23 protein-coding genes and 1 pseudogene are annotated in these 23,152 nt (G+C 71.5%); 22 read left to right on the top strand and 2 right to left on the bottom strand.

The window, feature by feature from the left end:
* Window positions 1-17 precede the first annotated feature (17 nt).
* Together IE242_RS00365 and ffh are read left to right on the top strand one after the other, a co-directional pair.
* Window positions 18-2,471, top strand: a complete 2,454-nt coding sequence (locus IE242_RS00365; RefSeq protein ID WP_189854096.1) for a [protein-PII] uridylyltransferase — start codon at window positions 18-20, stop codon at window positions 2,469-2,471.
* Window positions 2,472-2,629: 158 nt separating this feature from the next.
* The gene (gene ffh, locus IE242_RS00360; protein ID WP_189854095.1) at window positions 2,630-4,192 is read left to right on the top strand and encodes a signal recognition particle protein; all 1,563 of its coding nucleotides are present in this window, start codon (window positions 2,630-2,632) and stop codon (window positions 4,190-4,192) included.
* Window positions 4,193-4,361: 169 nt separating this feature from the next.
* Here ffh and IE242_RS00355 read toward each other — a convergent pair whose 3' ends face one another.
* Window positions 4,362-5,222 carry a class I SAM-dependent methyltransferase gene (locus tag IE242_RS00355; RefSeq protein WP_189854093.1) on the bottom strand — a complete coding sequence of 287 codons (861 nt, stop codon included), beginning with the start codon at window positions 5,220-5,222 and terminating at the stop codon, window positions 4,362-4,364.
* A 585-nt stretch (window positions 5,223-5,807) separates the two neighbouring features.
* Between IE242_RS00355 and IE242_RS00350 the strand changes: the two genes are divergently transcribed.
* The 17 genes and pseudogenes from IE242_RS00350 (at window position 5,808) to IE242_RS00270 (ending at window position 19,045) form a co-directional block, all read left to right on the top strand.
* Window positions 5,808-6,404: a hypothetical protein gene (locus tag IE242_RS00350; RefSeq protein ID WP_189854091.1), complete on the top strand. Its 597-nt coding sequence runs from the start codon at window positions 5,808-5,810 to the stop codon at window positions 6,402-6,404.
* A 309-nt stretch (window positions 6,405-6,713) separates the two neighbouring features.
* Entirely contained in the window at window positions 6,714-7,139 is a 426-nt protein-coding gene (rpsP, locus tag IE242_RS00345) for a 30S ribosomal protein S16 (RefSeq protein WP_030577749.1), read from the top strand.
* 2 nt (window positions 7,140-7,141) lie between these two features.
* Window positions 7,142-7,381 (top strand): RNA-binding protein, encoded by a 240-nt coding sequence (locus IE242_RS00340; protein WP_003973401.1) that lies wholly within the window; start codon window positions 7,142-7,144, stop codon window positions 7,379-7,381.
* Between the two features lie 82 nt (window positions 7,382-7,463).
* Window positions 7,464-8,027: a ribosome maturation factor RimM gene (rimM, locus tag IE242_RS00335; RefSeq protein WP_189854088.1), complete on the top strand. Its 564-nt coding sequence runs from the start codon at window positions 7,464-7,466 to the stop codon at window positions 8,025-8,027.
* A complete protein-coding gene (trmD, locus tag IE242_RS00330; RefSeq protein WP_189854086.1) occupies window positions 8,027-8,860 on the top strand; it encodes a tRNA (guanosine(37)-N1)-methyltransferase TrmD in 834 nt (277 codons plus the stop codon). The genes rimM and trmD overlap by 1 nt, the downstream gene beginning before the upstream one ends.
* Window positions 8,861-8,995: 135 nt before the next feature.
* Window positions 8,996-9,346: a 50S ribosomal protein L19 gene (gene rplS, locus IE242_RS00325; protein ID WP_189854084.1), complete on the top strand. Its 351-nt coding sequence runs from the start codon at window positions 8,996-8,998 to the stop codon at window positions 9,344-9,346.
* Between the two features lie 46 nt (window positions 9,347-9,392).
* On the top strand, window positions 9,393-10,235 hold the full coding sequence (gene lepB / locus IE242_RS00320) for a signal peptidase I (RefSeq protein WP_189854082.1): 843 nt from the start codon (window positions 9,393-9,395) through the stop codon (window positions 10,233-10,235).
* Window positions 10,228-11,307 (top strand): annotated as a pseudogene (lepB, locus tag IE242_RS00315) (signal peptidase I); the annotation flags it as partial. The gene lepB (IE242_RS00320) and the pseudogene lepB (IE242_RS00315), both read left to right, overlap by 8 nt.
* A complete protein-coding gene (gene lepB / locus IE242_RS00310) occupies window positions 11,195-12,205 on the top strand; it encodes a signal peptidase I (protein ID WP_189854080.1) in 1,011 nt (336 codons plus the stop codon). The pseudogene lepB (IE242_RS00315) and the gene lepB (IE242_RS00310), both read left to right, overlap by 113 nt.
* Before the next feature lie 82 nt (window positions 12,206-12,287).
* Entirely contained in the window at window positions 12,288-13,034 is a 747-nt protein-coding gene (gene lepB, locus IE242_RS00305; protein ID WP_189854078.1) for a signal peptidase I, read from the top strand.
* A 61-nt stretch (window positions 13,035-13,095) separates the two neighbouring features.
* Window positions 13,096-13,593 carry an NUDIX hydrolase gene (locus IE242_RS00300; protein ID WP_229858292.1) on the top strand — a complete coding sequence of 166 codons (498 nt, stop codon included), beginning with the start codon at window positions 13,096-13,098 and terminating at the stop codon, window positions 13,591-13,593.
* Between the two features lie 55 nt (window positions 13,594-13,648).
* Complete coding sequence (locus tag IE242_RS00295; protein ID WP_003965949.1) at window positions 13,649-13,957, top strand: DUF2469 domain-containing protein; 309 nt, start codon at window positions 13,649-13,651, stop codon at window positions 13,955-13,957.
* A gap of 128 nt (window positions 13,958-14,085) precedes the next feature.
* Window positions 14,086-14,457: a YraN family protein gene (locus IE242_RS00290; RefSeq protein WP_189854076.1), complete on the top strand. Its 372-nt coding sequence runs from the start codon at window positions 14,086-14,088 to the stop codon at window positions 14,455-14,457.
* Window positions 14,457-16,079: a YifB family Mg chelatase-like AAA ATPase gene (locus IE242_RS00285; protein WP_189854074.1), complete on the top strand. Its 1,623-nt coding sequence runs from the start codon at window positions 14,457-14,459 to the stop codon at window positions 16,077-16,079. Before IE242_RS00290 ends, IE242_RS00285 begins: the two co-directional genes overlap by 1 nt.
* Window positions 16,076-17,284, top strand: coding sequence for a DNA-processing protein DprA (gene dprA / locus IE242_RS00280; RefSeq protein ID WP_189854072.1), 1,209 nt, complete (start codon window positions 16,076-16,078; stop codon window positions 17,282-17,284). Before IE242_RS00285 ends, dprA begins: the two co-directional genes overlap by 4 nt.
* A gap of 272 nt (window positions 17,285-17,556) precedes the next feature.
* Window positions 17,557-18,393: an RNA polymerase sigma factor WhiG gene (whiG, locus tag IE242_RS00275; protein WP_189854070.1), complete on the top strand. Its 837-nt coding sequence runs from the start codon at window positions 17,557-17,559 to the stop codon at window positions 18,391-18,393.
* Window positions 18,394-18,487: 94 nt separating this feature from the next.
* The gene (locus IE242_RS00270; protein ID WP_189854069.1) at window positions 18,488-19,045 is read left to right on the top strand and encodes a TetR/AcrR family transcriptional regulator; all 558 of its coding nucleotides are present in this window, start codon (window positions 18,488-18,490) and stop codon (window positions 19,043-19,045) included.
* A 114-nt stretch (window positions 19,046-19,159) separates the two neighbouring features.
* On the opposite strand, the gene IE242_RS00265 is transcribed toward IE242_RS00270, so the two are convergent.
* The gene (locus IE242_RS00265) at window positions 19,160-19,861 is read right to left on the bottom strand and encodes a M23 family metallopeptidase (RefSeq protein WP_229857920.1); all 702 of its coding nucleotides are present in this window, start codon (window positions 19,859-19,861) and stop codon (window positions 19,160-19,162) included.
* A 274-nt stretch (window positions 19,862-20,135) separates the two neighbouring features.
* Between IE242_RS00265 and rpsB the strand changes: the two genes are divergently transcribed.
* The 3 genes from rpsB to pyrH all read left to right on the top strand — a co-directional run bounded on the left by rpsB (window position 20,136) and on the right by pyrH (window position 23,002).
* Window positions 20,136-21,005: a 30S ribosomal protein S2 gene (gene rpsB, locus IE242_RS00260; RefSeq protein WP_189854067.1), complete on the top strand. Its 870-nt coding sequence runs from the start codon at window positions 20,136-20,138 to the stop codon at window positions 21,003-21,005.
* Window positions 21,006-21,191: 186 nt separating this feature from the next.
* Window positions 21,192-22,028 carry a translation elongation factor Ts gene (gene tsf / locus IE242_RS00255; protein WP_189854066.1) on the top strand — a complete coding sequence of 279 codons (837 nt, stop codon included), beginning with the start codon at window positions 21,192-21,194 and terminating at the stop codon, window positions 22,026-22,028.
* Window positions 22,029-22,243: 215 nt separating this feature from the next.
* Complete coding sequence (gene pyrH, locus IE242_RS00250) at window positions 22,244-23,002, top strand: UMP kinase (protein ID WP_189854065.1); 759 nt, start codon at window positions 22,244-22,246, stop codon at window positions 23,000-23,002.
* Window positions 23,003-23,152: the final 150 nt, after the last annotated feature.

The following is a 23,152-nucleotide window of genomic DNA, read 5'->3' as shown; positions in this document are numbered from 1 at the left end:
GAGACGGGAGTCGCCGGGTGACGAGTACGGACACGACGAAGGAAACAGAGGACTCGGGACCCGGCGGTTACGCGGCGGCCCGGCTGCGCCTCCTCACCGAGGGGGCGCGGTCCGGGCCGCCGCGCCGTACCGCCCTCTCCGGGCTCACGGACGACTGGCTGGCGGGCCTCTTCGACGCCGGCGCCGCGGGACCGCGCGGCGTCTCCCTGGTCGCCGTCGGCGGTTACGGGCGCGGCGAGCTCTCCCCACGCAGCGACCTCGACCTGCTGCTCCTGCACGACGGCGGCGACCCGGCCGCGGTCGCCGCCCTCGCCGACCGCATCTGGTATCCGGTGTGGGACCTGGGCCTCGCCCTCGACCACTCCGTGCGCACCCCCGCCGAGGCCCGCAGGACCGCCGCCGACGACCTCAAGGTGCAGCTCGGCCTGCTGGACGCCCGGCACCTCGCGGGCGACCTCGGTCTCACCGCCGGCCTGCGCACGGCCGTCCTGGCCGACTGGCGCAACCAGGCCCCCAAACGCCTCCCCCAGCTCCAGGAGCTGTGCGCCGAACGCGCCGAGCGACAGGGCGAGTTGCAGTACCTGCTGGAACCCGACCTCAAGGAGGCCCGCGGCGGCCTCAGAGACGCCACGGCCCTGCGCGCCGTCGCCGCCTCCTGGCTCGCCGACGCCCCCCGCGAGGGACTCGCCGACGCCCGGCGCCGCCTCCTCGACGTACGCGACGCCCTCCACCTCGCCACCGGCCGCGCCACCGACCGGCTCGCCCTCCAGGAACAGGACCAGGTCGCCGCCGAACTCGGCCTCCTCGACGCCGACACCCTGCTGCGCCAGGTGTACGAGGCCGCCCGCGTCATCTCGTACGCCAGCGACGTGACCTGGCGCGAGGTGGGACGGGTGCTGCGGTCGCGCGCCGCGCGGCCGCGACTGCGCGCCCTGATCGGGGGCGGCAAACCGGTCCCCGAGCGTTCCCCGCTCGCCGAGGGCGTCGTCGAGCAGGACGGCGAGGTGGTGCTCGCCCGCACCGCACGCCCGGAGCGCGACCCGGTGCTCCCCCTGCGCGCGGCCGCCGCGGCCGCCCAGGCGGGCCTGCCGCTCTCCCTGCACGCGGTGCGCCGGATCGCGGCCGCCGCCCGCCCGCTGCCCACGCCCTGGCCCGCCGAGGCCCGCGAACAGCTGGTCACCCTGCTCGGCTCGGGCCGGCCCACGGTGGAGGTCTGGGAGGCGCTGGAGGCCGAGGGCCTGATCACCCGGCTGCTGCCCGACTGGGAGCGGGTGCGCTGCCGCCCCCAGCGCAACGCCGTGCACCTGTGGACCGTCGACCGCCATCTGATCGAGACGGCGGTACGGGCCTCCGAGCTCACCCGCCGCGTCCACCGCCCCGACCTCCTCCTGGTGGCGGCCCTGCTGCACGACATCGGCAAGGGCTGGCCGGGCGACCACTCCGCCGCCGGCGAGATCATCGCCAAGGACGTGGCCGCCCGGATCGGCTTCGACCGCGACGACGTGACCGTGCTCGCCACGCTCGTCCGCCACCATCTGCTCCTCGTCGAGACGGCGACCCGCCGCGACCTGGACGATCCGGCGACGGTCCGCTCCGTCGCCGAGGCGGTCGGCTCGCAGGGCACCCTGGAGCTGCTGCACGCCCTCACCGAGGCGGACGCCCTGGCCACCGGCCCGGCCGCCTGGTCCTCCTGGCGCGCCTCGCTCGTGGCCGACCTGGTCAAGCGGGTCTCCGCCGTACTCTCCGGCGACGTCCCCGAGGACCCCGAGGCCACCGCGCCCACGGCCGAGCAGGAACGGCTCGCCGTCGAGGCGTTCCGCACCGGCGGTCCCGTACTGGCCCTGCGCGCGCAGACCGACCCGCCCGGGGAGGACGAGGAGGAGCCGTCCGGCGAACCGGAGCCCCTCGGTGTCGAACTGCTCATCGCGGTACCGGACCAGCCGGGCGTCCTGCCCGTGGTGGCCGGCGTCCTGGCCGTGCACCGGCTCACCGTCCGCACGGCCGAACTGAGGGCCCATGACCTGCCGGACCCCGTCGACAGCTCCGTACTGCTCCTGAACTGGCGGGTGGCCGCCGAGTACGGCTCCCTGCCCCGGGCCGACCGGCTGCGCGCCGACCTCGTCCGGGCGCTGGACGGATCGCTGGACATCGCCGGGCGCCTGGCCGAGCGCGACGCGGCGTATCCGCGGCGCCGGGGCGTCGTGGCCCCGCCGCCCCGGGTGACGGTCGCCCCGGCCGCCTCCCGGCACGCCACGGTCATCGAGGTCCGCGCCCAGGACCGGCCCGGACTGCTGCACCGCATCGGGCGGGCGCTGGAGGAGGCGGAGGTACGGGTGCGCAGTGCGCATGTGTCGACGCTGGGGGCGAACGCGGTGGACGCCTTCTACGTCACCGGCCACGAGGGCGTGCCGCTGCCGGGGGAGGAGGCCGCGGCGGTGGCGCGGAGGCTGGAGGAGATGTTGCGGGGGTGACCTCGGGGCCACCGCCAGGTGTTGGCCGGATCCCGTCCCGTCGGGTGTGGCGGCCGTCCCCGTCCGCTGAACGCAGCGGGCGGGGACGAATTGCTTGCGGGGCCGGATACCCTGGAGGGCAGCCCAAAACGCCCCCGACTCCGAGGACCGACGTCGCCGTGTTCGATACCCTCTCCGATCGCCTCTCAGCGACCTTCAAGAACCTGCGCGGCAAGGGACGCTTGAGCGAGGCGGACGTCGACGCCACGGCCCGCGAGATCCGTATCGCGCTGCTCGAGGCCGACGTCGCCCTCCCGGTGGTCCGCGCGTTCATCAAGAACGTGAAGGAGCGGGCGCTCGGCTCCGAGGTCTCCAAGGCCCTCAACCCGGCCCAGCAGGTCCTCAAGATCGTCAACGACGAGCTCGTCACCATCCTCGGCGGCGAGACCCGACGCCTGCGCTTCGCCAAGCAGCCCCCGACCGTGATCATGCTCGCGGGTCTCCAGGGTGCCGGTAAGACCACCCTCGCGGGCAAGCTCGGCAGGTGGCTCAAGGAGCAGGGCCACTCCCCGCTGCTGGTCGCCGCCGACCTCCAGCGCCCCAACGCGGTGAACCAGCTCAGCGTGGTCGCCGAGCGCGCGGGTGTCGCCGTCTACGCGCCCGAGCCGGGCAACGGCGTCGGCGACCCGGTCAAGGTCGCCAAGGACTCCATCGAGTACGCGAAGTCCCGGGTGCACGACATCGTCATCGTGGACACCGCCGGCCGCCTCGGCATCGACCAGGAGATGATGCAGCAGGCCGCGGACATCCGTGACGCGGTCAGCCCGGACGAGATCCTGTTCGTCGTCGACGCGATGATCGGTCAGGACGCGGTCAACACGGCCGAGGCGTTCCGTGACGGTGTCGGCTTCGACGGTGTGGTGCTGTCCAAGCTCGACGGTGACGCCCGCGGTGGTGCCGCTCTGTCGATCCGCCACATGACCGGCAAGCCGATCATGTTCGCGTCGAACGGTGAGAAGCTCGACGACTTCGACGCCTTCCACCCGGACCGGATGGCCTCCCGCATCCTCGACATGGGTGACCTGCTCACCCTGATCGAGCAGGCGGAGAAGACGTTCAGCCAGGAAGAGGCCGAGAAGATGGCCTCCAAGCTGGCGTCCAAGAAGGGCCAGGACTTCACCCTGGACGACTTCCTGGCCCAGATGGAGCAGGTCAGGAAGATGGGCTCCATCTCCAAGCTGCTCGGCATGCTCCCGGGCATGGGCCAGATCAAGGAGCAGATCAACAACATCGACGAGCGTGACGTCGACCGTACGGCGGCCATCATCAAGTCGATGACTCCCGCCGAGCGCACGGACCCGACGATCATCAACGGCTCGCGGCGGGCCCGTATCGCCAAGGGCTCCGGTGTCGAGGTCAGCGCCGTGAAGAACCTGGTGGAGCGGTTCTTCGAGGCCCGCAAGATGATGTCCCGCATGGCGCAGGGCGGCGGTATGCCGGGCATGCCCGGGATCCCGGGCATGGGTGGCGGTCCCGGCCGCACCAAGAAGCAGCCGAAGAAGGCCAAGGGCAAGCAGCGCTCCGGCAACCCGATGAAGCGCAAGCAGCAGGAGCAGGAGGAGGCCGCCCGCCGTGCCGCCGCCGCCCAGGGCGGTGCTCCCGGTGGCGCGTTCGGCCTGCCGGGCCAGCAGGGCGGTCAGGACTTCGAACTGCCGGACGAGTTCAAGAAGTTCATGGGCTGATGCCCGCGGCCCGGACATGACGGGCCCGGTACGACGCCGGGGACGCTCCCCGGCGTCGTACGCACGCATGGCGCCCGTACGTGTCCCGGTACGGGCGGCCGGGACCGTTTCCGTGACGCGACGCGTGGCGGAGTCCGGCCCCGGGAGGGGGCTCGGGAAGCCGTGGAATTCAGGGCGTCCGCGCGATCAGGTACCGGAACACGTTCGGCATCCACACCGTGCCGTCGCGCCGCTTGTGGGTGTGCAGGGCCTCGGCCAGCTCCTTGTCGACCTGGGCCTGGTCCGTGGCCGTGATGGCGGCGTCGAAGAACCCCGTCGACAGCAGCCCCCGTACGGCGCTGTCCAGGTCCGCGTAGCCGAACGGGCACGCCACCCGTCCGGAGCCGTCGGGACGCAGGCCGGCGCGCTGGGCGACCTCCTCGAGGTCGTCCCGGAGGGCGGGGCGCCAGCCCCGGGTGCTGCGCAGCGGGTCGGCGAGCTTCGTGGCGACGCGGAGCACCGAGGACGCGACGCACCGCTCCGGCGGGCCCCAGCCCACCAGGACCACCGGCGTTCCCCGTGCGGCGAGCGGAGTCGCCGCGGCGAGCAGTTCGCCCAGCCCTTCCGAGTCCCCGGCCACACAGCCGATCGGCTCGAAGGCGGTGACGAGGTTGTACGGGAGTTCGCCGGGTGCCTCGGCCAGGTTCTCCAGGGCGCCGTCGAAGATCCGCGCGTCCGCCCGCGCGCGCGTGCCCCATGTCTCCGGCAGCAGCCGCTCCCGCGCGAGCGCCACCCGTTCCGGGGACGACGCGTCGACACCGGTGACCACGGCCCCGCGGGACGCCGCCATCAGCAGCGCGAGCCCTGATCCGCAGCCGAGCCCGAGCAGGCGTGTACCGGACCCCACCTCCAGCCGTTCATAGACGGCCTCGTAGAGGGGAACGAGCATCCGCTCCTGGATTTCGGCCCAGTCACGCGCGCGTGCACACCGGTCCACGCGGGGCGTCGCCCCCGCGCGAGGTAAGTGCTGCCGCACGAGCGTAGGTGTCATATCGAAAGCGCCCCAATCGGCCGAGAGTTGCCACTGTGTCCGGTTCCGCAGCCCCCCGTGCAGTGCGCTCGCACTTCCCCCGTATGCCAGGAAACTCCGTGCCCGTCGCGGAGTCCAGGGGCTGTGGGGTGAGGTTTGCGAAGTGCCTGCTATGGGTTCGACGGTAGTGAGAATTCACATTCCGGCAACGTGGACCCGTACCATCGCGCCATGCCGGGGACCCGTCGCCCCACCCGGCCGACGGCCCGACGGCTTTCCGGGGCGGGTCGGTGCCGGGGGCCGATGGTGCACCAGGTAACGTCGCCGTCGTGGCGCGTACCGGCCGACACGACCCGTTCCGCCGCGAGTGCGGCCGAAACGCCTCTTGCGCAGCCGGCCCTTCCGGTCGCCCCCGCGCGCGGGCGCCGCGTACGCGCCGGGCGTACGTACTGCTACGTACCCCCTTGGGCGGAGCTGTGAGGCTTCTCCGCAGATCAGCGCACCCGCCCTCGTCAGGACGCATCAGCGGCAACTGACGGGTACGTGCAAATTATTTGAGATGCCCCGGAATAGGAACACAGCGGGACTCAGGCTCGTTGTCATTACGTGAGCACGACACCACCTGTACTCGCCGCAGAGCTGGCGCAGGCGTGGGCCGACATTCAGCGGCACCACCCCGAGCTGCCGGATCTAGCCGCCCCTGAGTCCCTGATCGGGGAGTCGTCGTCCGCGTGCGGGCACGAGCTCTCCTTCGAACGACTGCTTCACGAGGCAGTCCACGGCATCGCCGCCGCGCGCGGGGTGCGTGACACGTCCCGCGCCGGCCGGTACCACAACCGCAGATTCCTCGCGATCGCCGAGGAGCTGGGCCTGGACCACCCCGAGGAACCGCATCCCAGCAGCGGCTTTTCACTGGTCACGCTCAACCCCGAGGCGAAGCGGCGCTACCGCCCGACGATCGAGCGGCTCCAGCGTGCGCTGAAGGCGCACACCGCCGCGACCGCCGCCGACACCGCCCGTTCGTTCCGCGGCCCGGCCGCCCGGCACGGCTCCTCCGGGGGCGGAGTCCGGGTGAAGGCGGTCTGCGACTGCGGACGCAACGTCCGCGTCGTCCCGTCCGTGCTGGCGCAGGCGCCGATCGTGTGCGGGGGGTGCGGCAAGCCGTTCCGCATCCCCGAGGTGGTCGGCGCGGCGGCGGGCTGAGCGCGGCGGGGCCGGTACCGACGGCTGCTCGTGGCAGCCGTACGCGGCCGCGACACCCGGGGAACGGTCCCCGCGCGCGACGCACGGCGGTACGGGCACCCGGCGAGCCGGGTGCCCGTCAGGCATGGGTGGGCGCACCCGCGGCGGGAGCCGGCCGCCGGGATGTGGCACAATGGCTAGCTGTACTCGACAGCCGCACAGGATCCCTCTCTCCTCCGGCTGACGCGTCCATCGGGCACTCGGGTACCGCAACCCCACGCGGCGCATCCGCCGTGCCCAACCACGTCAAGACCAGGAGACACCACTCCCGTGGCAGTCAAGATCAAGCTGAAGCGTCTGGGCAAGATCCGTTCGCCTCACTACCGCATCGTCGTCGCCGACTCCCGCACCCGCCGTGACGGCCGGGCCATCGAGGAGATCGGCAAGTACCACCCGACGTACAACCCGTCGGTGATGGAGGTCGACGCCGAGCGCGTGGCGTACTGGCTCGGTGTCGGCGCCCAGCCGACCGAGCCCGTGCTCGCCATCCTCAAGAAGACCGGCGACTGGCAGAAGTTCAAGGGCGAGCCCGCCCCGGCGCCGCTGCTCGTGGCCGAGCCGAAGTCGACCCGTCCGTCCTTCGAGGCGCTCGGCGGCGACGACGAGGGCAAGGGTGAGGCCATCACCCAGAAGAAGAAGGCCGACAAGAAGGACGAGGCCGCCGCCGAGTCCGCGGCTGAGTCGACCGAGGCCTGAGCATGCTCGAGGAGGCTCTCGAGCACCTCGTGAAGGGCATCGTCGACAACCCTGACGATGTGCAGGTCGCCTCGCGCAACCTGCGCCGCGGGCGTGTACTGGAGGTCCGGGTCCACCCCGACGACCTCGGCAAGGTGATCGGCCGCAACGGCCGCACCGCACGCGCCCTGCGCACCGTCGTGGGCGCCATCGGCGGTCGCGGTGTCCGTGTCGACCTCGTCGACGTGGATCACGTCCGCTGACGCAAACACCGCACCGGCTCGGGCCGGGGAGGGCCACTGGGCCGTCCCCGGCCCGTGGTCGTAGATCAGGAGAATCGAGCAAGTGCAGCTGGTAGTCGCTCGCATCGGCCGTGCCCATGGAATCAAGGGCGAGGTCACCGTCGAGGTACGCACCGACGAGCCCGAACTGCGGCTCGCGCCCGGCGCCGTCCTGGCCACCGACCCGGCCGCGGCCGGACCGCTGACCATCGAGACCGGCCGCGTCCACAGCGGCCGTCTCCTGCTGCGCTTCGAGGGGGTGCGCGACCGCAACGGCGCCGAGGCGCTGCGCAACATCCTCCTGATCGCCGAGGTCGACCCGGAGGAACTCCCCGAGGGCGAGGACGAGTACTACGACCACCAGCTGATGGACCTCGACGTGGTGACCGTGGACGGCAGGGAGGTCGGCCGGATCACGGAGATCTCCCACCTGCCCTCGCAGGACCTGTTCGTGGTGGAGCGTCCGGACGGCAGCGAGGTCTACGTGCCGTTCGTCGAGGAGATCGTCACGGAGATCGACCTCGCGGAGCAGCGCGCGGTGATCGACCCGCCGCCCGGTCTGATCGACGACCGCGCGGAGATCGCCTCGTCCCGCGACTCCTCGGAGGCCTCGGGGGACGAGGCGTGATGCGGCTCGACGTCGTCACGATCTTCCCCGAGTACCTGGAACCCCTGAACGTCTCGCTCGTCGGCAAGGCACGCGTGCGCGGGCAGCTGAATGTGCACGTGCACGATCTGCGCGCCTGGACGTACGACCGGCACAACACGGTCGACGACACCCCCTACGGCGGCGGCCCCGGCATGGTCATGAAGACCGACCCCTGGGGCGACGCGCTGGACTCCGTCCTCGCTGACGGCTACGAGACGGGCTCCCACACGCCGGTGCTGGTCGTGCCCACACCCAGCGGCCGCCCCTTCACCCAGGAACTCGCCGTCGAACTCTCCGAGCGGCCGTGGCTGATCTTCACCCCGGCCCGCTACGAGGGCATCGACCGCCGGGTCATCGACGAGTACGCCACCCGTATGCCCGTGTACGAGGTGTCCATCGGCGACTACGTCCTCGCCGGCGGCGAGGCGGCCGTACTGGTCGTCACGGAAGCCGTGGCGCGCCTGCTGCCGGGCGTCCTCGGCAACGCCGAGTCCCACCGGGACGACTCCTTCGCGCCCGGCGCCATGGCCAATCTGCTGGAGGGGCCGGTCTACACCAAGCCGCCCGAGTGGCGCGGGCGCGGTATCCCCGACGTGCTGCTCAGCGGCCATCACGGGAAGATCGCGCGCTGGCGCCGGGACCAGGCCCTGATGCGTACGACCCTCCATCGGCCCGACCTGATCGAGCGCTGCGATCCCAAGGCGTTCGACAAGAAGGACCGCGAGATGCTTTCTATCCTGGGCTGGGCACCGGACCCCGAGGGGGAGCCGCACAGCCGATTTTGGCGCAGGCCAGAGGGCGTGGAAGAATAGACCGCTGTTGTGCGTCCGTCCGGTGTGCGCCCCTGCCGCAGGGGGAAACGACGCCCGACCCGACTCGCACGACACTCTCATCGAACATCTAGTTCCCGTTGATGACCTGTGGCATCAGCGAAGAAAGCAGACGAAATGTCTCACCTGCTCGACTCCGTCGACTCCGCGTCGCTGCGCGACGACATCCCGGCCTTCCGCCCGGGTGACACCGTCAACGTCCACGTCCGCGTCATCGAGGGCAACCGCTCCCGTGTGCAGCAGTTCAAGGGCGTCGTGATCCGCCGCCAGGGCGCTGGTGTCCGCGAGACCTTCACGGTCCGCAAGGTCTCCTTCTCCGTCGGCGTCGAGCGCACCTTCCCGGTGCACACCCCGATCGTCGAGAAGATCGAGCTCGTCACCCGCGGTGACGTGCGTCGCGCCAAGCTGTACTACCTGCGCGAGCTGCGCGGCAAGGCGGCGAAGATCAAGGAGAAGCGCGAGAACTGAGCGCACGCTCAGGTGTCCCGGCCGGGCCGGATAGCATGCGGCTCCGATGGACACCGAAGCACAGCACGTGGAGCGCGACCGCTCCTTCCGCACCCCTGAGGCCGAGGCCGGCCCGGACGACTCCGGGCCGGTGACGGCCGGTCCCGAGCAGGACCCGGGCAGTGCCGAGACCATCTCGGACGGCCCCGGGACCGGCTCGGACGCCCCCGAGGGCTTCTCGGAGGCATCCGAGGAGCCCTCGGGACCGGGGACGCGTGAGGGACGGTCGCGTTTCTCGTGGGTGGACCGGGTCGCCGACTGGGTCCCGGGCGGGCGGATCACCCTGACCGCCCTGGTCTGCCTGCTGTTCCTGCTGCTGTTCAGCACCTTCGTGCTCCAGCCGTTCCAGATTCCCAGCGGTTCCATGGAGAGCCGATTGAGGATCGGGGACCGCGTCCTCGTAAATAAGTTGGCGTACCGTTTCGGTTCTGAGCCGCAGCGTGGAGACGTCGTCGTGTTCGACGGCACCGGCCGCTTCGGGGACGCCGACTACGTCAAGCGTGTCGTCGGCGTGGGGGGAGACCACGTGGTCTGCTGCGACAGGGAGGGGAAGCTCGAGGTGAACGGCCGGTCGGTCGACGAGTCGGCGTTTCTGTATCCGGGGGACAGCCCGTCGGACGTGCCCTTCGACGTGGTCGTGCCGGACGGGACCCTGTTCGTCCTCGGCGACCACCGCAGCGCCTCCAGCGACTCCCGCGACCATCTGGGGTCGCCCGGCGGCGGCATGATCCCCGTGGACCGGGTCATCGGCAGGGCCGACTGGATCGCCTGGCCCCTCGGCCGCTGGACCGGAATCGACCGTCCCGACGCCTACGCGCGCGTGCCCGCCCCGGGCGGTGCCCATGGGTAGTCGCGGCAAGCCGCGGGGGAGCGCGAGCGGCCCCGCCGACAACCTGCTGCCCACCGGCTCCCGCCGGGCCGGTGGCGCCGCCCGACCCAGCCGCGTCGAACGGCGCAAGCTCGCCCGCAAGATCAAACGACGACGGCGCCGCTCGGCTCTGAAGGAGATCCCGCTCCTCGTCGGTGTCGCCGTCCTCATAGCCCTGGTCCTGAAGACGTTTCTCGTCCAGGCTTTCGTGATCCCGTCGGGCTCGATGGAGAACACCATCCAGATCGGCGACCGGGTCCTGGTCGACAAGCTCACCCCGTGGTTCGGCTCCAAGCCGCAGCGCGGGGACGTCGTCGTGTTCAAGGACCCCGGCGGCTGGCTCCAGGGCGACCAGACGACGGCCCCCCAGGACGACCCCGTCGTGGTCAAGCAGGTCAAGGAGGGCCTGCAGTTCATCGGGCTGCTTCCCTCCGACGACGAACAGGACCTGATCAAACGGGTCGTCGCGGTCGGCGGCGACACCGTCAAATGCTGCGACGCCCAAGGACGCGTCACCGTCAACGGCACGCCCTTGGACGAGTCCTACGTCCACTCCGACAACGTACCGTCGGAGATCAAGTTCGAGGTGACGGTGCCCCAGGGCCGCCTCTGGGTCATGGGCGACCACCGCGCCAACTCCGCCGACTCCCGCTACCACCGCGCCGACGAGTACAACGGCACCGTCTCCGAGGAGGCCGTCGTCGGCCGCGCCGTCTACATCGGCTGGCCGATCGGTCACTGGAGCGGCCTGGAGCAGCGGGACACGTTCGCGACCGTGCCCGACGGGTCGGCTACCGCCCTGGGCACGTCGCATAGGGTGGCCTCCGCGGATCCGAACGAATTGATCCCGCTCCCGACCCCTGCGGAACTCCCGCTCGTTATGGGAGTGGTGGGCCTGCTCCGGATGCGGCGCGGGCGGCGGTACGGAGTGAGGAGTGGATGTGGGGGACGTGGCGGTCGGCGCACGGTCCGGACAGGATGGCCCCGAGGAGCGGCCGGAGCGGCCCGACGCAGCGGCTTCCCCGGCCGCGAAGGACGGCGTGAGTTCCGGGAGCGCGGAAGGCCCCGGTGGCCAGGGCGTCTCCCCCGGCTCCGGGAAAAACCCCCCGGGGGGTACGGACACCCCGGACACCATGGACACCCCGGGCGACGGGGAGGCGGAGGAACCCGGTAAGAAGCCGCGCTCCTTCTGGAAGGAGCTGCCGCTCCTGATCGGTATCGCACTCGTTCTCGCGCTGCTGATCAAGACGTTCCTGGTGCAGGCGTTCTCCATCCCCTCGGACTCCATGCAGAACACCCTCCAGCAGGGCGACCGGGTCCTGGTCGACAAGCTCACCCCGTGGTTCGGCTCCGAGCCGGAGCGCGGCGAGGTCGTCGTCTTCAACGACCCCGACGGATGGCTGGCCGGCGAGCCCACGCCCCAGCCCAACCCCGTGCAGCGGGTGCTCAGCTGGATCGGCCTGATGCCGTCCGCCGAGGAGAAGGACCTGATCAAGCGGGTCGTCGGGGTCGCGGGCGATACCGTCGAGTGCAACGGCACGGGTCCGCTGAAGGTCAACGGCAAGGCGCTCGACGAGTCGTACGTCTACCCGGGCAACACTCCGTGCACCGTGGACGACCAGGGTGGTCAGTTCAAGGTGACGGTGCCCGAAGGCAAAATCTGGGTCATGGGTGACCACCGGCAGAACTCGCTGGACTCCCGCTACCACCAGAGCGACAAGAACGAGGGCTTCGTGCCCGTGGACAACGTCGTGGGCCGTGCCATCGTGATCGCCTGGCCGCCCACTCGCTGGGCCACGCTGCCGGTTCCCGACACCTTCGACCAGGATCTGAGCGCCGCCGCCCCCGGTGCGCTGGGTCTCGCGGGCGCGGTGCCGCTGGTGTTCTGGCGTCGGCGCCGCCTCCTCACCGCCGCCGGCGGGAGGGTTTCTGGCAGCGGTACCGCCGGGTAGGGTGCCGTCCCGGATCTCCGATCTTCCACGCCCCCGGTACGAGGCGGGGGAGGTCGATCCTCCGAGACCGGGGAGCACTGGGATGAGCGGGACGACACACCGTGACGACGAGGGCCGCGGACGGCTCGGCAGCGTGCTGTCGGGGCTGGCCGTGGCCCTCGGCTGTGTGCTCTTCCTCGGCGGTTTCGGGTGGGCCGCACTCGTCTACCGGCCGTACACCGTCCCGACCGACTCCATGGCCCCCACCATCGCGGCCGGGGACCGGATCCTGGCCGAGCACGTCGACGACGCCGACATCCGGCGTGGCGACGTCGTGGTCTTCAAGGAGAAGAGCTGGGGCGACACGCCCATGGTCAAGCGGGTCGTCGCGGTCGGCGGTGACACGGTGGCGTGCTGCACGAAGGGCCAGCTGACCGTCAACGGCAAGCAGATCGAAGAACCGTATCTCCCCTCGGGTCAGGCCGCCGAGGTGATGGGCATCCCGGAGATCACGGTCCCCGAGGGGCGGCTGTTCCTCCTGGGTGACGAGCGCAGAGGCTCCCTGGACTCCACGGCACACCTCACGGAGGCCGGCAGCGGCACGGTGCCGCGCACCGCCGTGGACGCGCGCGTCGACGCCGTCGTGTGGCCCATGGACGGCATGCTGGCCCGCCCCGCCGGCTTCGAGGTTCTCGGCCCGCTGTCCTCTCCCGGGCCGCTGCGACCGGTCACGGTGGCGATCGTGGTCGGCGCGGTGCTCGTGCTGGGCGGCGGAGCGTACGGATCGATCGCGGGGCGCCTGGGCGGGCGGGCCCGCGCGACCCGGAAGGAGTCCGCCAGTGTCCGTTGAGGTGCCGTACGAGGGTGGGGGCGGCGACGGTCGGCCCGGGGCCGAGCAGGCGGCCGCCGAACTGGAGGCGTCCAGGGACGGTGTGCGCAAGGTGGCCCGGGTGGTGCTCCTCGACCCGCGGGAGCGCATTCTGCTGCTGCACGGGCACGAGCCGGACGATCCGGCGGACGACTGGTGGTTCACCCCCGGCGGCGGACTGGAGGGCGACGAGACACGGGAGGAGGCCGCCCTGCGGGAGCTCGCCGAGGAGACCGGCATCACCGACGTCGAGCTCGGCCCCGTGCTGTGGCGGCGGAAGTGCTCCTTCCCGTTCGCGGGACGCCGCTGGAACCAGGACGAGTGGTACTACCTGGCCCGTACCAGCCAGACCGTGACCGAGGCCGCCGGGCTGACCGACCTGGAGCGCCGCAGCGTCGTGGGATCGCGCTGGTGGACGTGTCAGGAACTGACCCGGTCACATGAGACGGTGTATCCAACCAGACTCGCCGAGCTGCTGCGCAGGCTGCTCGACGACGGTCCTCCGGCCAGGCCCGAGATCCTCGACACGGAAATCGTCTAGGGGCTCACGGGGCTGACGCACAATAGGGGGACGCACGGCTGAAGGGGAACATGCCATGAGCGCCGAGGACCTCGAAAAGTACGAGACCGAGATGGAGCTCAAGCTCTACCGGGAGTACCGAGATGTCGTCGGGCTGTTCAAATACGTGATCGAGACCGAGCGGCGTTTCTATCTGACCAACGACTATGAGATGCAGGTGCACTCGGTCCAGGGAGAGGTGTTCTTCGAGGTGTCGATGGCGGACGCCTGGGTGTGGGACATGTACCGACCGGCCCGGTTCGTCAAGCAGGTGCGCGTCCTCACGTTCAAGGACGTGAACATTGAGGAGCTCAACAAGAGCGATTTGGAGCTGCCGGGCGGCTGACCGGCTGACGCGGGGAGGCCCTCTTCACCCGAATGGGTGAGCGAGTTTTCCCCAACCCCTGACGTGTCCACCAAGATCCCACGGTGGGCCGATCAGCCCTCAGTGTTGGCGCCGGAGGTGGTGCCGACATGAACACGTCCCAGGCACGCGGTGCACTCGGCAGGTACGGCGAGGAGCTGGCCGCACGACGGCTGGCCGAGGCGGGGATGACGGTCCTGGAGCGCAACTGGCGCTGCGGACGGACCGGCGAGATCGACATCGTGGCGCGTGACGGTGACGCGCTGGTCGTCTGCGAGGTCAAGACCCGCAGGGCGGGATCGTTCGAACACCCCATGGCCGCGGTGACGCCCGCCAAGGCGGAACGTCTGCGCGGCCTGGCCGAACGCTGGCTGCAGGAACACGGAGCAGCGCCACCGGGAGGCGTCCGTGTCGACGTCGTCGGGGTGTCGCTCCCCGACCGCGGCGCGCCCGTCGTGGAACACGTCAGGGGGGCGGCCTGATGGGGTTCGCCCGTACATGCTCGGTGGCGCTCGTGGGCGTCGAGGGCGTGCTCGTGGAGGTCCAGGCCGACCTGGAGCCGGGCATCGCGGCCTTCACCCTGGTGGGGCTGCCCGACAAGAGCCTGACCGAGAGCAGGGACCGGGTGCGGGCGGCGGTGGTGAACTCCGGCGCCGAGTGGCCCCAGAAGAAGCTGACCGTGGGGCTCAGCCCCGCGTCGGTGCCCAAGGCGGGCAGCGGATTCGATCTCGCCGTGGCGTGCGCCGTCCTCGGTGCCGCCGAGCGGATCGATCCGAAGGTGCTCGCCGACATCGTGATGATCGGGGAGCTGGGGCTCGACGGCCGGGTGCGGCCGGTGCGCGGCATCCTGCCCGCCGTGCTGGCCGCCGCGGACGCGGGCTACGAGCAGGTGGTGGTCCCGGAGTGCGCCGCGGCGGAGGCCGCGCTGGTGCCCGGTGTCTCCGTGCTGGGCGTACGGAGCCTGCGCCAGCTCATCGCCGTACTCACGGACGAACCGGTACCCGACGAGGAGCCGGACGACGGCCGCCCGGACCCGCTGATGGCGGGCCTGCGCATGCCCGGTGTGGGTGCCGCCACGGGCATGCACAGCGCGGGCGCCGCACAGCACGACCACGGACACGACCTCGCCGACGTCGTCGGCCAGCTCCCGGCCCGGACCGCCGTGGAGGTCGCCGCGGCCGGCGGGCACCATCTGCTGCTGCAGGGGCCGCCGGGCGCGGGCAAGACCATGCTCGCCGAGCGTCTCCCGGCCGTCCTGCCGTCGCTCACCCGTCAGGAGTCGCTGGAGGTCACGGCGGTCCACTCGGTGGCGGGCCTGCTGCCCGCGGGCAAGCCGCTGGTCGACACGCCGCCGTACTGCGCCCCCCACCACTCGGCCACCATGCAGGCGCTCGTCGGCGGGGGGCAGGGCATCGCACGGCCGGGAGCGGTGTCCCTCGCTCATCGTGGAGTGCTCTTCCTGGACGAGGCGCCCGAGTTCAGCGGCCAGGTGCTGGACGCGCTGCGGCAGCCCCTGGAGAGCGGGCATGTGGTGATCGCCCGCAGTGCGGGTGTGGTGCGCTTCCCGGCGCGGTTCCTGATGGTGCTCGCCGCCAATCCGTGCCCGTGTGGCCGGTTCTCGCTGAAGGAGGAGCTGTGCGAGTGCCCGCCCGCGTCCGTCCGCCGCTATCAGGCGCGGCTCTCCGGTCCTCTGCTCGACCGCGTCGATCTCAGGGTGGAGGTCGACCGTGTCACGCGCGCGCAGCTGACGGAGCGCGGTGCGCGCGGTGAGCCCACGGCGGTGGTCGCCGACCGGATCCGGGTGGCCAGGGAGCGGGCGGCGCTGCGGCTGGCCGGCACCCCCTGGCGGACCAACAGCGAGATCCCCGGCCGGGAGCTGCGCAGTCGGTGGCACGCGGCACCCGGCGCGATGGACGAGGCCGAACGCGGCCTGGAACGCGGGGTGCTGACCGCACGCGGACTGGACCGGGTGCTGAGGGTCGCCTGGACCGTCGCGGACCTCGTGGGGCACGACCGCCCCGACAGCGTGGACGTCGCGCTCGCCCTGCAACTGCGGACCGGGGTCCCGCGCGGGGTGCCGATGGCGATCGGGGCGCTGTCATGAGCCGTGCGGCCGGCACGGGCGAGGAGGAGCCGGGGGACGAGGGCCCCGCATCCCACCGCGTTCCCACCGGCGAGCGGCTCGACCGGATCTTCCTCGCCCGGGTCGTCGAACCGGGGGACGAACTCGGCGGGCGGTGGCTGCGGGAGCTCGGTGCCCGCGCGGTGGTGCGACGGCTCACCAGGGACGACGGGCCGCTGCCCGGGGCGTCGGAGAGGCGGTGGGCCGGTCTGCGGGCCCGAGCCCGGCGGGCCGATCCGGAGCAGGACCTGGCACAGGCGGGGCAGGCCGGCGCACGGTTCGTCTGTCCCGGGGACGGGGAGTGGCCCGGGCAGCTGGACGACCTGGGGGACACGCGGCCCATCGGGCTGTGGGTGCGGGGGCGGGCGAACCTGCGGATGTGGGCCCTGCGGTCCGTCGCCGTCGTCGGGGCCAGGGCCTGCACCGAGTACGGGGCCCACATGGCGGCGGTGCTGGGAGCGGGCCTGGCCGAACGGGGCTGGGTCGTCGTGTCCGGCGGGGCCTACGGGGTGGACGCGGCCGCCCACCGCGGGGCTCTGGGCGCCGGCGGCGCCACCGTCGCCGTACTGGCCTGCGGGGTGGACCGGTCCTATCCCCGTGGGCACACCGAGCTGATCGGCAGGATCGCGGAGCAGGGACTCGTGGTGGGGGAGCTGCCGCCGGGGGAGCACCCCACGCCCAGCAGGTTCATCCTGAGGAACCGGGTCATCGCCGCGCTCACCCGCGGCACCGTGGTCGTCGAGGCCGCGTACCGCAGCGGCGCACTCGCCACGGCCCGCGCGGCACAGCGGCTGGGACGCTTCACGATGGGCGTGCCCGGACCGGCGACCAGCGGGCTGTCGGCGGGTGTGCACGAACTGCTGCGCGGCGACGCGGTGCTGGTCACCGACGCCGCCGAGATCGCCGAACTGGTCGGTGAGATGGGTGAGTTGGCGCCCGACCGGCGGGGCCCGGTGCTGCCCCGGGACCTGCTCGACCCCGAGGCCCGCCACGTGCTCGCAGCGGTCCCCGCCCGCCGGACCGCGGCGGCCGGGGAGATCGCCCGCGGCGCCGGCACGACGCTGGACGACGCGGTCGGGAGACTGTACGAACTCCGCTCGCTCGGCTACGTCGAACGACACGGCGACGGCTGGAAGTTGACACGCCAGGCCATGATCTCCGTCTCATCGGATCGGGGGAGGTGCTGACCGGGCGTGTTCGGCCGTCCGGGCGACCGCTCCGACAGCCCGGCGGCTCGCGGGAGTTGACGCTTCACGGGGGTCGCGCAACGCGAGGGGCGTGAGCCTGCGGGGCGCCCGCCGGAACGAATCTGCGCACGGGGGTTCCCGTCCTCTTCGCGCACCGCGACGCTCCAGTCACGCTACGCTCACGTGAATCCCCACGCAGGCGGCAACTCGGCACCACCCCGACACCTCGCGCAGGCATCACCAGTTCACGGCAGAACGGCACAAGGCGACGAATGCCCCAGCACACCTCCGGGTCCGATCGGGCGGCAGTTCCCCCCGCCGCCCGCGTCGACGTGCGCCCTCCGGCCCCCGCGACGCTCGACGAGCTGTGGCGCTCCTACAAGGCGACGGGTGACGAGCGGCTGCGCGAGCAGCTGATCCTGCACTACTCGCCCCTGGTCAAGTACGTCGCGGGCCGGGTGAGCGTCGGTCTGCCGGCCAATGTCGAACAGGCCGACTTCGTGTCGTCCGGAGTGTTCGGGCTGATTGACGCGATCGAGAAGTTCGACATCGACCGCGAGATCAAGTTCGAGACGTACGCGATCACCCGGATCCGGGGCGCGATGATCGACGAGCTGCGGGCGCTCGACTGGATCCCGCGCTCCGTGCGGCAGAAGGCGCGCAACGTCGAGCGGGCCTACGCGACCCTGGAGGCGCGGCTGCGGCGCACCCCGTCCGAGAGCGAGGTCGCCGCCGAGATGGGCATCGCGGTGGACGAACTCCACGCCGTGTTCAGCCAGCTGTCGCTGGCGAACGTCGTGGCGCTGGAGGAGCTGCTGCACGTCGGCGGCGAGGGCGGCGACCGGATGAGCCTGATGGACACCCTGGAGGACACCGCCGCGGACAACCCCGTGGAGGTCGCCGAGGACCGGGAACTGCGGCGGTTCCTGGCGCGGGCGATCAACACGCTCCCCGAGCGCGAGAAGACCGTCGTCACGTTGTACTACTACGAGGGCCTCACGCTCGCGGAGATCGGCAATGTGCTCGGGGTGACCGAGAGCCGGGTCAGTCAGATCCACACGAAATCCGTGCTCCAGCTACGCGCGAAGCTGGCGAGTTTCGGCCGTTGATCCGGCCCGGCACCGGTCCGTCGGACCGGGCGGCTCCCGCCGCCGGTGAACCGTCCGTAAAGTGGTTGACGTGCCAAGGATTCGAGCGGCCTCTGTGGCCGAGCACCGTTCGATGCAGCGCGCCGCCCTGCTGGACGCTGCGCGCTCCCTCCTGTCCGAGGGCGGGACGGAGGCGTTGACGTTCCCGGCGCTCGCCGAGCGCACGGGACTGGCGCGGTCGTCCGTCTACGAGTACTTCCGCTCGCGGGCCGCCGTGGTCGAGGAACTCTGCGAGGTCGACTTCCCCGTCTGGGCGGCGGAGGTCGAGGCGGCCATGGCGGCGGCGGACACCCCCGAGGGCAAGGTCGAGGCATACGTACGGCAGCAGCTGGCCCTGGTGGGGGACCGGCGGCACCGGGCCGTCGTCGCGATCTCGGCGAGCGAGCTGGACGCGGGTGCCCGGGAGAAGATCCGCGCGGCCCACGGCGGTCTCGTCGCCATGATCGTCGAGGCGCTGGTGGCCATGGAGCACGCGCAGCCCCGGCTGGCCGCGATGCTGCTCCAGGGCGTGGTCGACGCGGCCGTGCGGCGCATCGAGCTCGGCGCGGCGGAGGACCCCGGGGCGATCACCGACGCGGCGGTGGCGATGGCCCTGCGGGGGGTCCTGGGCTGAGCCCGGGCGGTCGGGTCTGGTCGGTCAGTCCGGGCGGTCGGGTCTGGTCGGTCGGTCAGGGCAGTCAGGTCCGGCCGGTCAGGTCCGGCCGGTCCGCGTGCACGTCGGCCGGAGTCACGCCCGACGTGCCGGTTCCGGCACCCCGGCCACCGGCAGCAACCGGGACGGCCCCACGCGCAGGAGCCACGGCGGGAGCAGGGACAGCGGGTCCAGGTAGGCGTCGGCTCTCAGCAGACCCCAGTGGAGGCAGGGCGACGGGCAGTGGGACGAGACCGGTTCCAGCGTGCCCAGAACGTCACCGGCCGCCACCTCGTCGCCCTTCTCCACCGACGCCCGGACCGGTTCGAAGGTCGTCCGCAGCGGCGGCTCGCCCGTCCTCGTCAGCTCGACCGACACCACCCCGCGCCCCGCGACCCGGCCCGCGAACGCCACCCGGCCCGGTACGGCGCTGCGTACCCGGGCGCCCGGGACCGCCGCGAGATCCACCCCCCGGTGCCCCCGGCCGTACGGCGTCGCCGGCGGCTCCCAGCCCCGTACGACCCGAGGCCGCGGGCCCCCGGCGCCCACGGGCCAGGCACGGCCGACGGCGGGCACCACCGCATCGTTCCCCGGCGGTCCAGGAGGCACGGGCTCCGCCGGACCGGCCGCCTCCGCCCTCCCCACCACCTCCACGGCCCGGACCCGTGCACCACCGGCCTCACCCCCGCCCGCCCGGTCCGTCACCCCCGGCGGGAACACCCCGAGGACCACGACGGCCATGCCCAGCAGCAGGCCCGGCACCCTCTGCGCCGCTCGCACACATCGTTTCGCTCGCATGCGACAACGGTGGCGCGGACGGACCGATCACGGCCGCGATCTGTGGAGTACCGGCCCTTTGTGGATATCGGCGTCACCCGGTGCCTCGCGGGTCCCGTACACTTCTGATGGCGACCCGGGCCACCGGGTCGACTTCGCACGCCCCGGTACGAGGCCGCTTTCGTGGCCCGTATCCGCGCCCCTCGGTCCTTATGTGGCTCGGCGCACCGCGGGCGTCAGGCGCGAGTGCCGTCCGGCACCCGCGGCACAACCGAGAAACCCAAGGAGAACGGCCATGGCCGTCGTCACGATGCGGGAGCTGCTGGAGAGCGGCGTCCACTTCGGTCACCAGACCCGTCGCTGGAACCCGAAGATGAAGCGCTTCATCTTCACCGAGCGCAACGGCATCTACATCATCGACCTGCTCCAGTCGCTGTCGTACATCGACCGCGCCTACGAGTTCGTCAAGGAGACCGTCGCCCACGGCGGCACGGTCATGTTCGTCGGCACGAAGAAGCAGGCGCAGGAGGCCATCGCCGAGCAGGCCACGCGCGTCGGCATGCCCTACGTCAACCAGCGCTGGCTGGGCGGCATGCTCACCAACTTCTCGACCGTCTACAAGCGTCTGCAGCGCCTGAAGGAGCTCGAGCAGATCGACTTCGAGGACGTCGCGTCCTCCGGTCTGACCAAGAAGGAGCTCCTGGTCCTCTCGCGTGAGAAGGCCAAGCTGGAGAAGACCCTCGGTGGTATCCGCGAGATGCAGAAGGTGCCCAGCGCCGTCTGGATCGTGGACACCAAGAAGGAGCACATCGCGGTCGGCGAGGCCCGGAAGCTGAACATCCCGGTCGTCGCCATCCTCGACACCAACTGCGACCCCGACGAGGTCGACTACAAGATCCCGGGCAACGACGACGCCATCCGCTCCGTCACCCTGCTCACCCGCGTGATCGCCGACGCCGTCGCCGAGGGCCTCATCGCCCGCTCCGGCGCCGGTAAGGGCGAGGGCGAGAAGGCCCAGGGCGAGCCGCTCGCCGAGTGGGAGCGCGACCTGCTCAAGGGCGAGAAGAAGGCGGACGCCGAGGCTGCCGCCCCGGCCGCCGAGGCCGAGCAGCCGGCCGAGGCCCCGGCCGCCGAGGCTCCGGCCGCCGACGCCGAGCAGGCCTGACCCTCAGAGTGCTGACGGCGGGAGCGGTGACACGGTCCCCATCGCCACGATGGCATGGGAGGTTCCGCTCATCGCTCCCGCCGTTCACCTGTAGGTCGGCGGAGTGTCAGGGATCCACGGCTTCCTGTGGATCCCAGACCCCGTAGATCTCCGATCTTCCAGACTTCGAGAAAGACTCACAGACTCATGGCGAACTACACCGCCGCCGACGTCAAGAAGCTCCGCGAGCTCACCGGCGCCGGCATGATGGACTGCAAGAAGGCGCTGGACGAGGCCGAGGGCAACGTCGAGAAGGCCGTCGAGGCGCTTCGGATCAAGGGCCAGAAGGGCGTCGCCAAGCGCGAGGGCCGCTCCGCCGAGAACGGCGCCGTGGTCTCCGTCCTCGCCGACGACAACTCCTCCGGCGTCATCGTCGAGCTGAAGTGCGAGACGGACTTCGTCGCCAAGGGCGAGAAGTTCCAGGCCGTGGCCCAGGCCATCGCCGAGCACGTCGCCAAGACCTCCCCGGCCGACATCGAGGCGCTGCTCGCCTCCGAGATCGAGGCCGGCAAGACCGTCCAGGCGTTCGTGGACGAGGCCAACGCCAACCTCGGCGAGAAGATCGTCCTGGACCGCTTCGCGCAGTTCGCGGACGGTTTCGTGACCGCGTACATGCACCGCACCATGCCCGACCTGCCCCCGCAGATCGGTGTCCTCGTCGAGCTCGACAAGCCGAACGCCGAGGTCGCCAAGGGCGTCGCCCAGCACATCGCCGCCTTCGCGCCGAAGTACCTCTCCAAGGAGGACGTCCCGGCCGAGGTCGTCGAGACCGAGCGCCGTGTCGCCGAGGAGACCACCCGCGCCGAGGGCAAGCCCGAGGCCGCCCTGCCGAAGATCGTCGAGGGTCGTCTCAACGGCTTCTTCAAGGACGCCACGCTGCTCGGTCAGCCGTACGCGCTCGACAACAAGAAATCCGTTCAGAAGGTGCTGGACGAGGCCGGTGTCACCCTGAAGCGCTTCTCGCGCATCAAGGTCGGCATCTGAGTCCGGACCGCGATCGACGCACGACCCTCGGGGGAACCCCGCTAGGGTCGTCGACAGCAGTCGTCCGCACCGTTCGCGTATGCCGCGGCGCACGCGCGCGTGGCGGACGACAGCAGATCTGACGAGGAGGCCATTGCCGCGTATGGGATGCGAACCACACCCCATCGGCAATGGCCTTCTTCGTATGTGCGACACGTAAAAGAGGCGAGATTCCCATGACCACCAAGGCCCAGAAGAGCGACGACGGCAAAGTGAGCGGCCGGTTTCTGCTGAAGCTGTCCGGAGAGGCCTTCTCCGGCGGCGGGGGCCTGGGCGTCGACCCCGACGTGGTGCACGCCATCGCCCGCGAGATCGCGGCCGTCGTCCGGGACGGCGCGCAGATCGCGGTCGTCATCGGCGGCGGCAACTTCTTCCGCGGCGCCGAACTCCAGCAGCGCGGCATGGACCGGGCCCGCTCGGACTACATGGGCATGCTCGGCACGGTGATGAACTGCCTCGCGCTCCAGGACTTCCTGGAGAAGGAGGGCATCGACAGCCGCGTGCAGACCGCCATCACGATGGGCCAGGTCGCCGAGCCCTACATCCCGCTGCGCGCCGTCCGCCACCTGGAGAAGGGCCGTGTGGTCATCTTCGGTGCCGGTATGGGCATGCCGTACTTCTCCACCGACACCACCGCCGCCCAGCGCGCCCTGGAGATCGACGCCGAGGCACTGCTGATGGGCAAGAACGGTGTGGACGGCGTCTACGACTCCGACCCCAAGACCAACCCGGAAGCGGTCAAGTTCGACTCCCTCGGCTACGGCGAGGTCATCACCCGCGAACTCAAGGTCGCCGACGCCACCGCGATCACCCTGTGCCGGGACAACAGGCTGCCGATCCTCGTGTTCGAGCTTCTGGCGGAGGGCAATATCGCTCGGGCCGTCAAGGGTGAGAAGATCGGCACTCTCGTGGGCGACCAGGGCGGCCGGGCCTGACCGACTGGCCCCCTGCCCGGGGGACGGACCCTGACCGGGGGATGGACAATGTCCTGCCGGTCGGGAACCGTGCAGGAATAAGACGCGACGCAGCCGGCCGCCGACCCTGAACCTCAGAACAGCAGCCGGGCCTACTCAAGACACGCAGGA

The sequence above is a fragment of the Streptomyces poonensis genome, from assembly GCF_014650915.1.
In the GTDB taxonomy this organism is placed as follows: domain Bacteria; phylum Actinomycetota; class Actinomycetes; order Streptomycetales; family Streptomycetaceae; genus Streptomyces; species Streptomyces poonensis.
The sequence above is the reverse complement of the archived record's forward strand: the minus strand, read 5'-3'. Positions and strand labels throughout refer to the sequence as shown.

Bases quoted from the DNA above. Each gene is read 5' to 3' on its own strand.
- IE242_RS00355 (WP_189854093.1), bottom strand. From the start codon at position 5,222: ATGACACCTACGCTCGTGCGGCAGCACTTACCTCGCGCGGGGGCGACG.
- IE242_RS00340 (WP_003973401.1), top strand. From the start codon at position 7,142: ATGCTCGAGGAGGCTCTCGAGCACCTCGTGAAGGGCATCGTCGACAAC.
- trmD (WP_189854086.1), top strand. From the start codon at position 8,027: ATGCGGCTCGACGTCGTCACGATCTTCCCCGAGTACCTGGAACCCCTG.
- rplS (WP_189854084.1), top strand. From the start codon at position 8,996: ATGTCTCACCTGCTCGACTCCGTCGACTCCGCGTCGCTGCGCGACGAC.
- lepB (WP_189854082.1), top strand. From the start codon at position 9,393: ATGGACACCGAAGCACAGCACGTGGAGCGCGACCGCTCCTTCCGCACC.
- lepB (WP_189854078.1), top strand. From the start codon at position 12,288: ATGAGCGGGACGACACACCGTGACGACGAGGGCCGCGGACGGCTCGGC.
- IE242_RS00295 (WP_003965949.1), top strand. From the start codon at position 13,649: ATGAGCGCCGAGGACCTCGAAAAGTACGAGACCGAGATGGAGCTCAAG.
- IE242_RS00290 (WP_189854076.1), top strand. From the start codon at position 14,086: ATGAACACGTCCCAGGCACGCGGTGCACTCGGCAGGTACGGCGAGGAG.
- IE242_RS00285 (WP_189854074.1), top strand. From the start codon at position 14,457: ATGGGGTTCGCCCGTACATGCTCGGTGGCGCTCGTGGGCGTCGAGGGC.
- dprA (WP_189854072.1), top strand. From the start codon at position 16,076: ATGAGCCGTGCGGCCGGCACGGGCGAGGAGGAGCCGGGGGACGAGGGC.
- whiG (WP_189854070.1), top strand. From the start codon at position 17,557: ATGCCCCAGCACACCTCCGGGTCCGATCGGGCGGCAGTTCCCCCCGCC.
- IE242_RS00265 (WP_229857920.1), bottom strand. From the start codon at position 19,861: ATGCGAGCGAAACGATGTGTGCGAGCGGCGCAGAGGGTGCCGGGCCTG.
- rpsB (WP_189854067.1), top strand. From the start codon at position 20,136: ATGGCCGTCGTCACGATGCGGGAGCTGCTGGAGAGCGGCGTCCACTTC.
- tsf (WP_189854066.1), top strand. From the start codon at position 21,192: ATGGCGAACTACACCGCCGCCGACGTCAAGAAGCTCCGCGAGCTCACC.
- pyrH (WP_189854065.1), top strand. From the start codon at position 22,244: ATGACCACCAAGGCCCAGAAGAGCGACGACGGCAAAGTGAGCGGCCGG.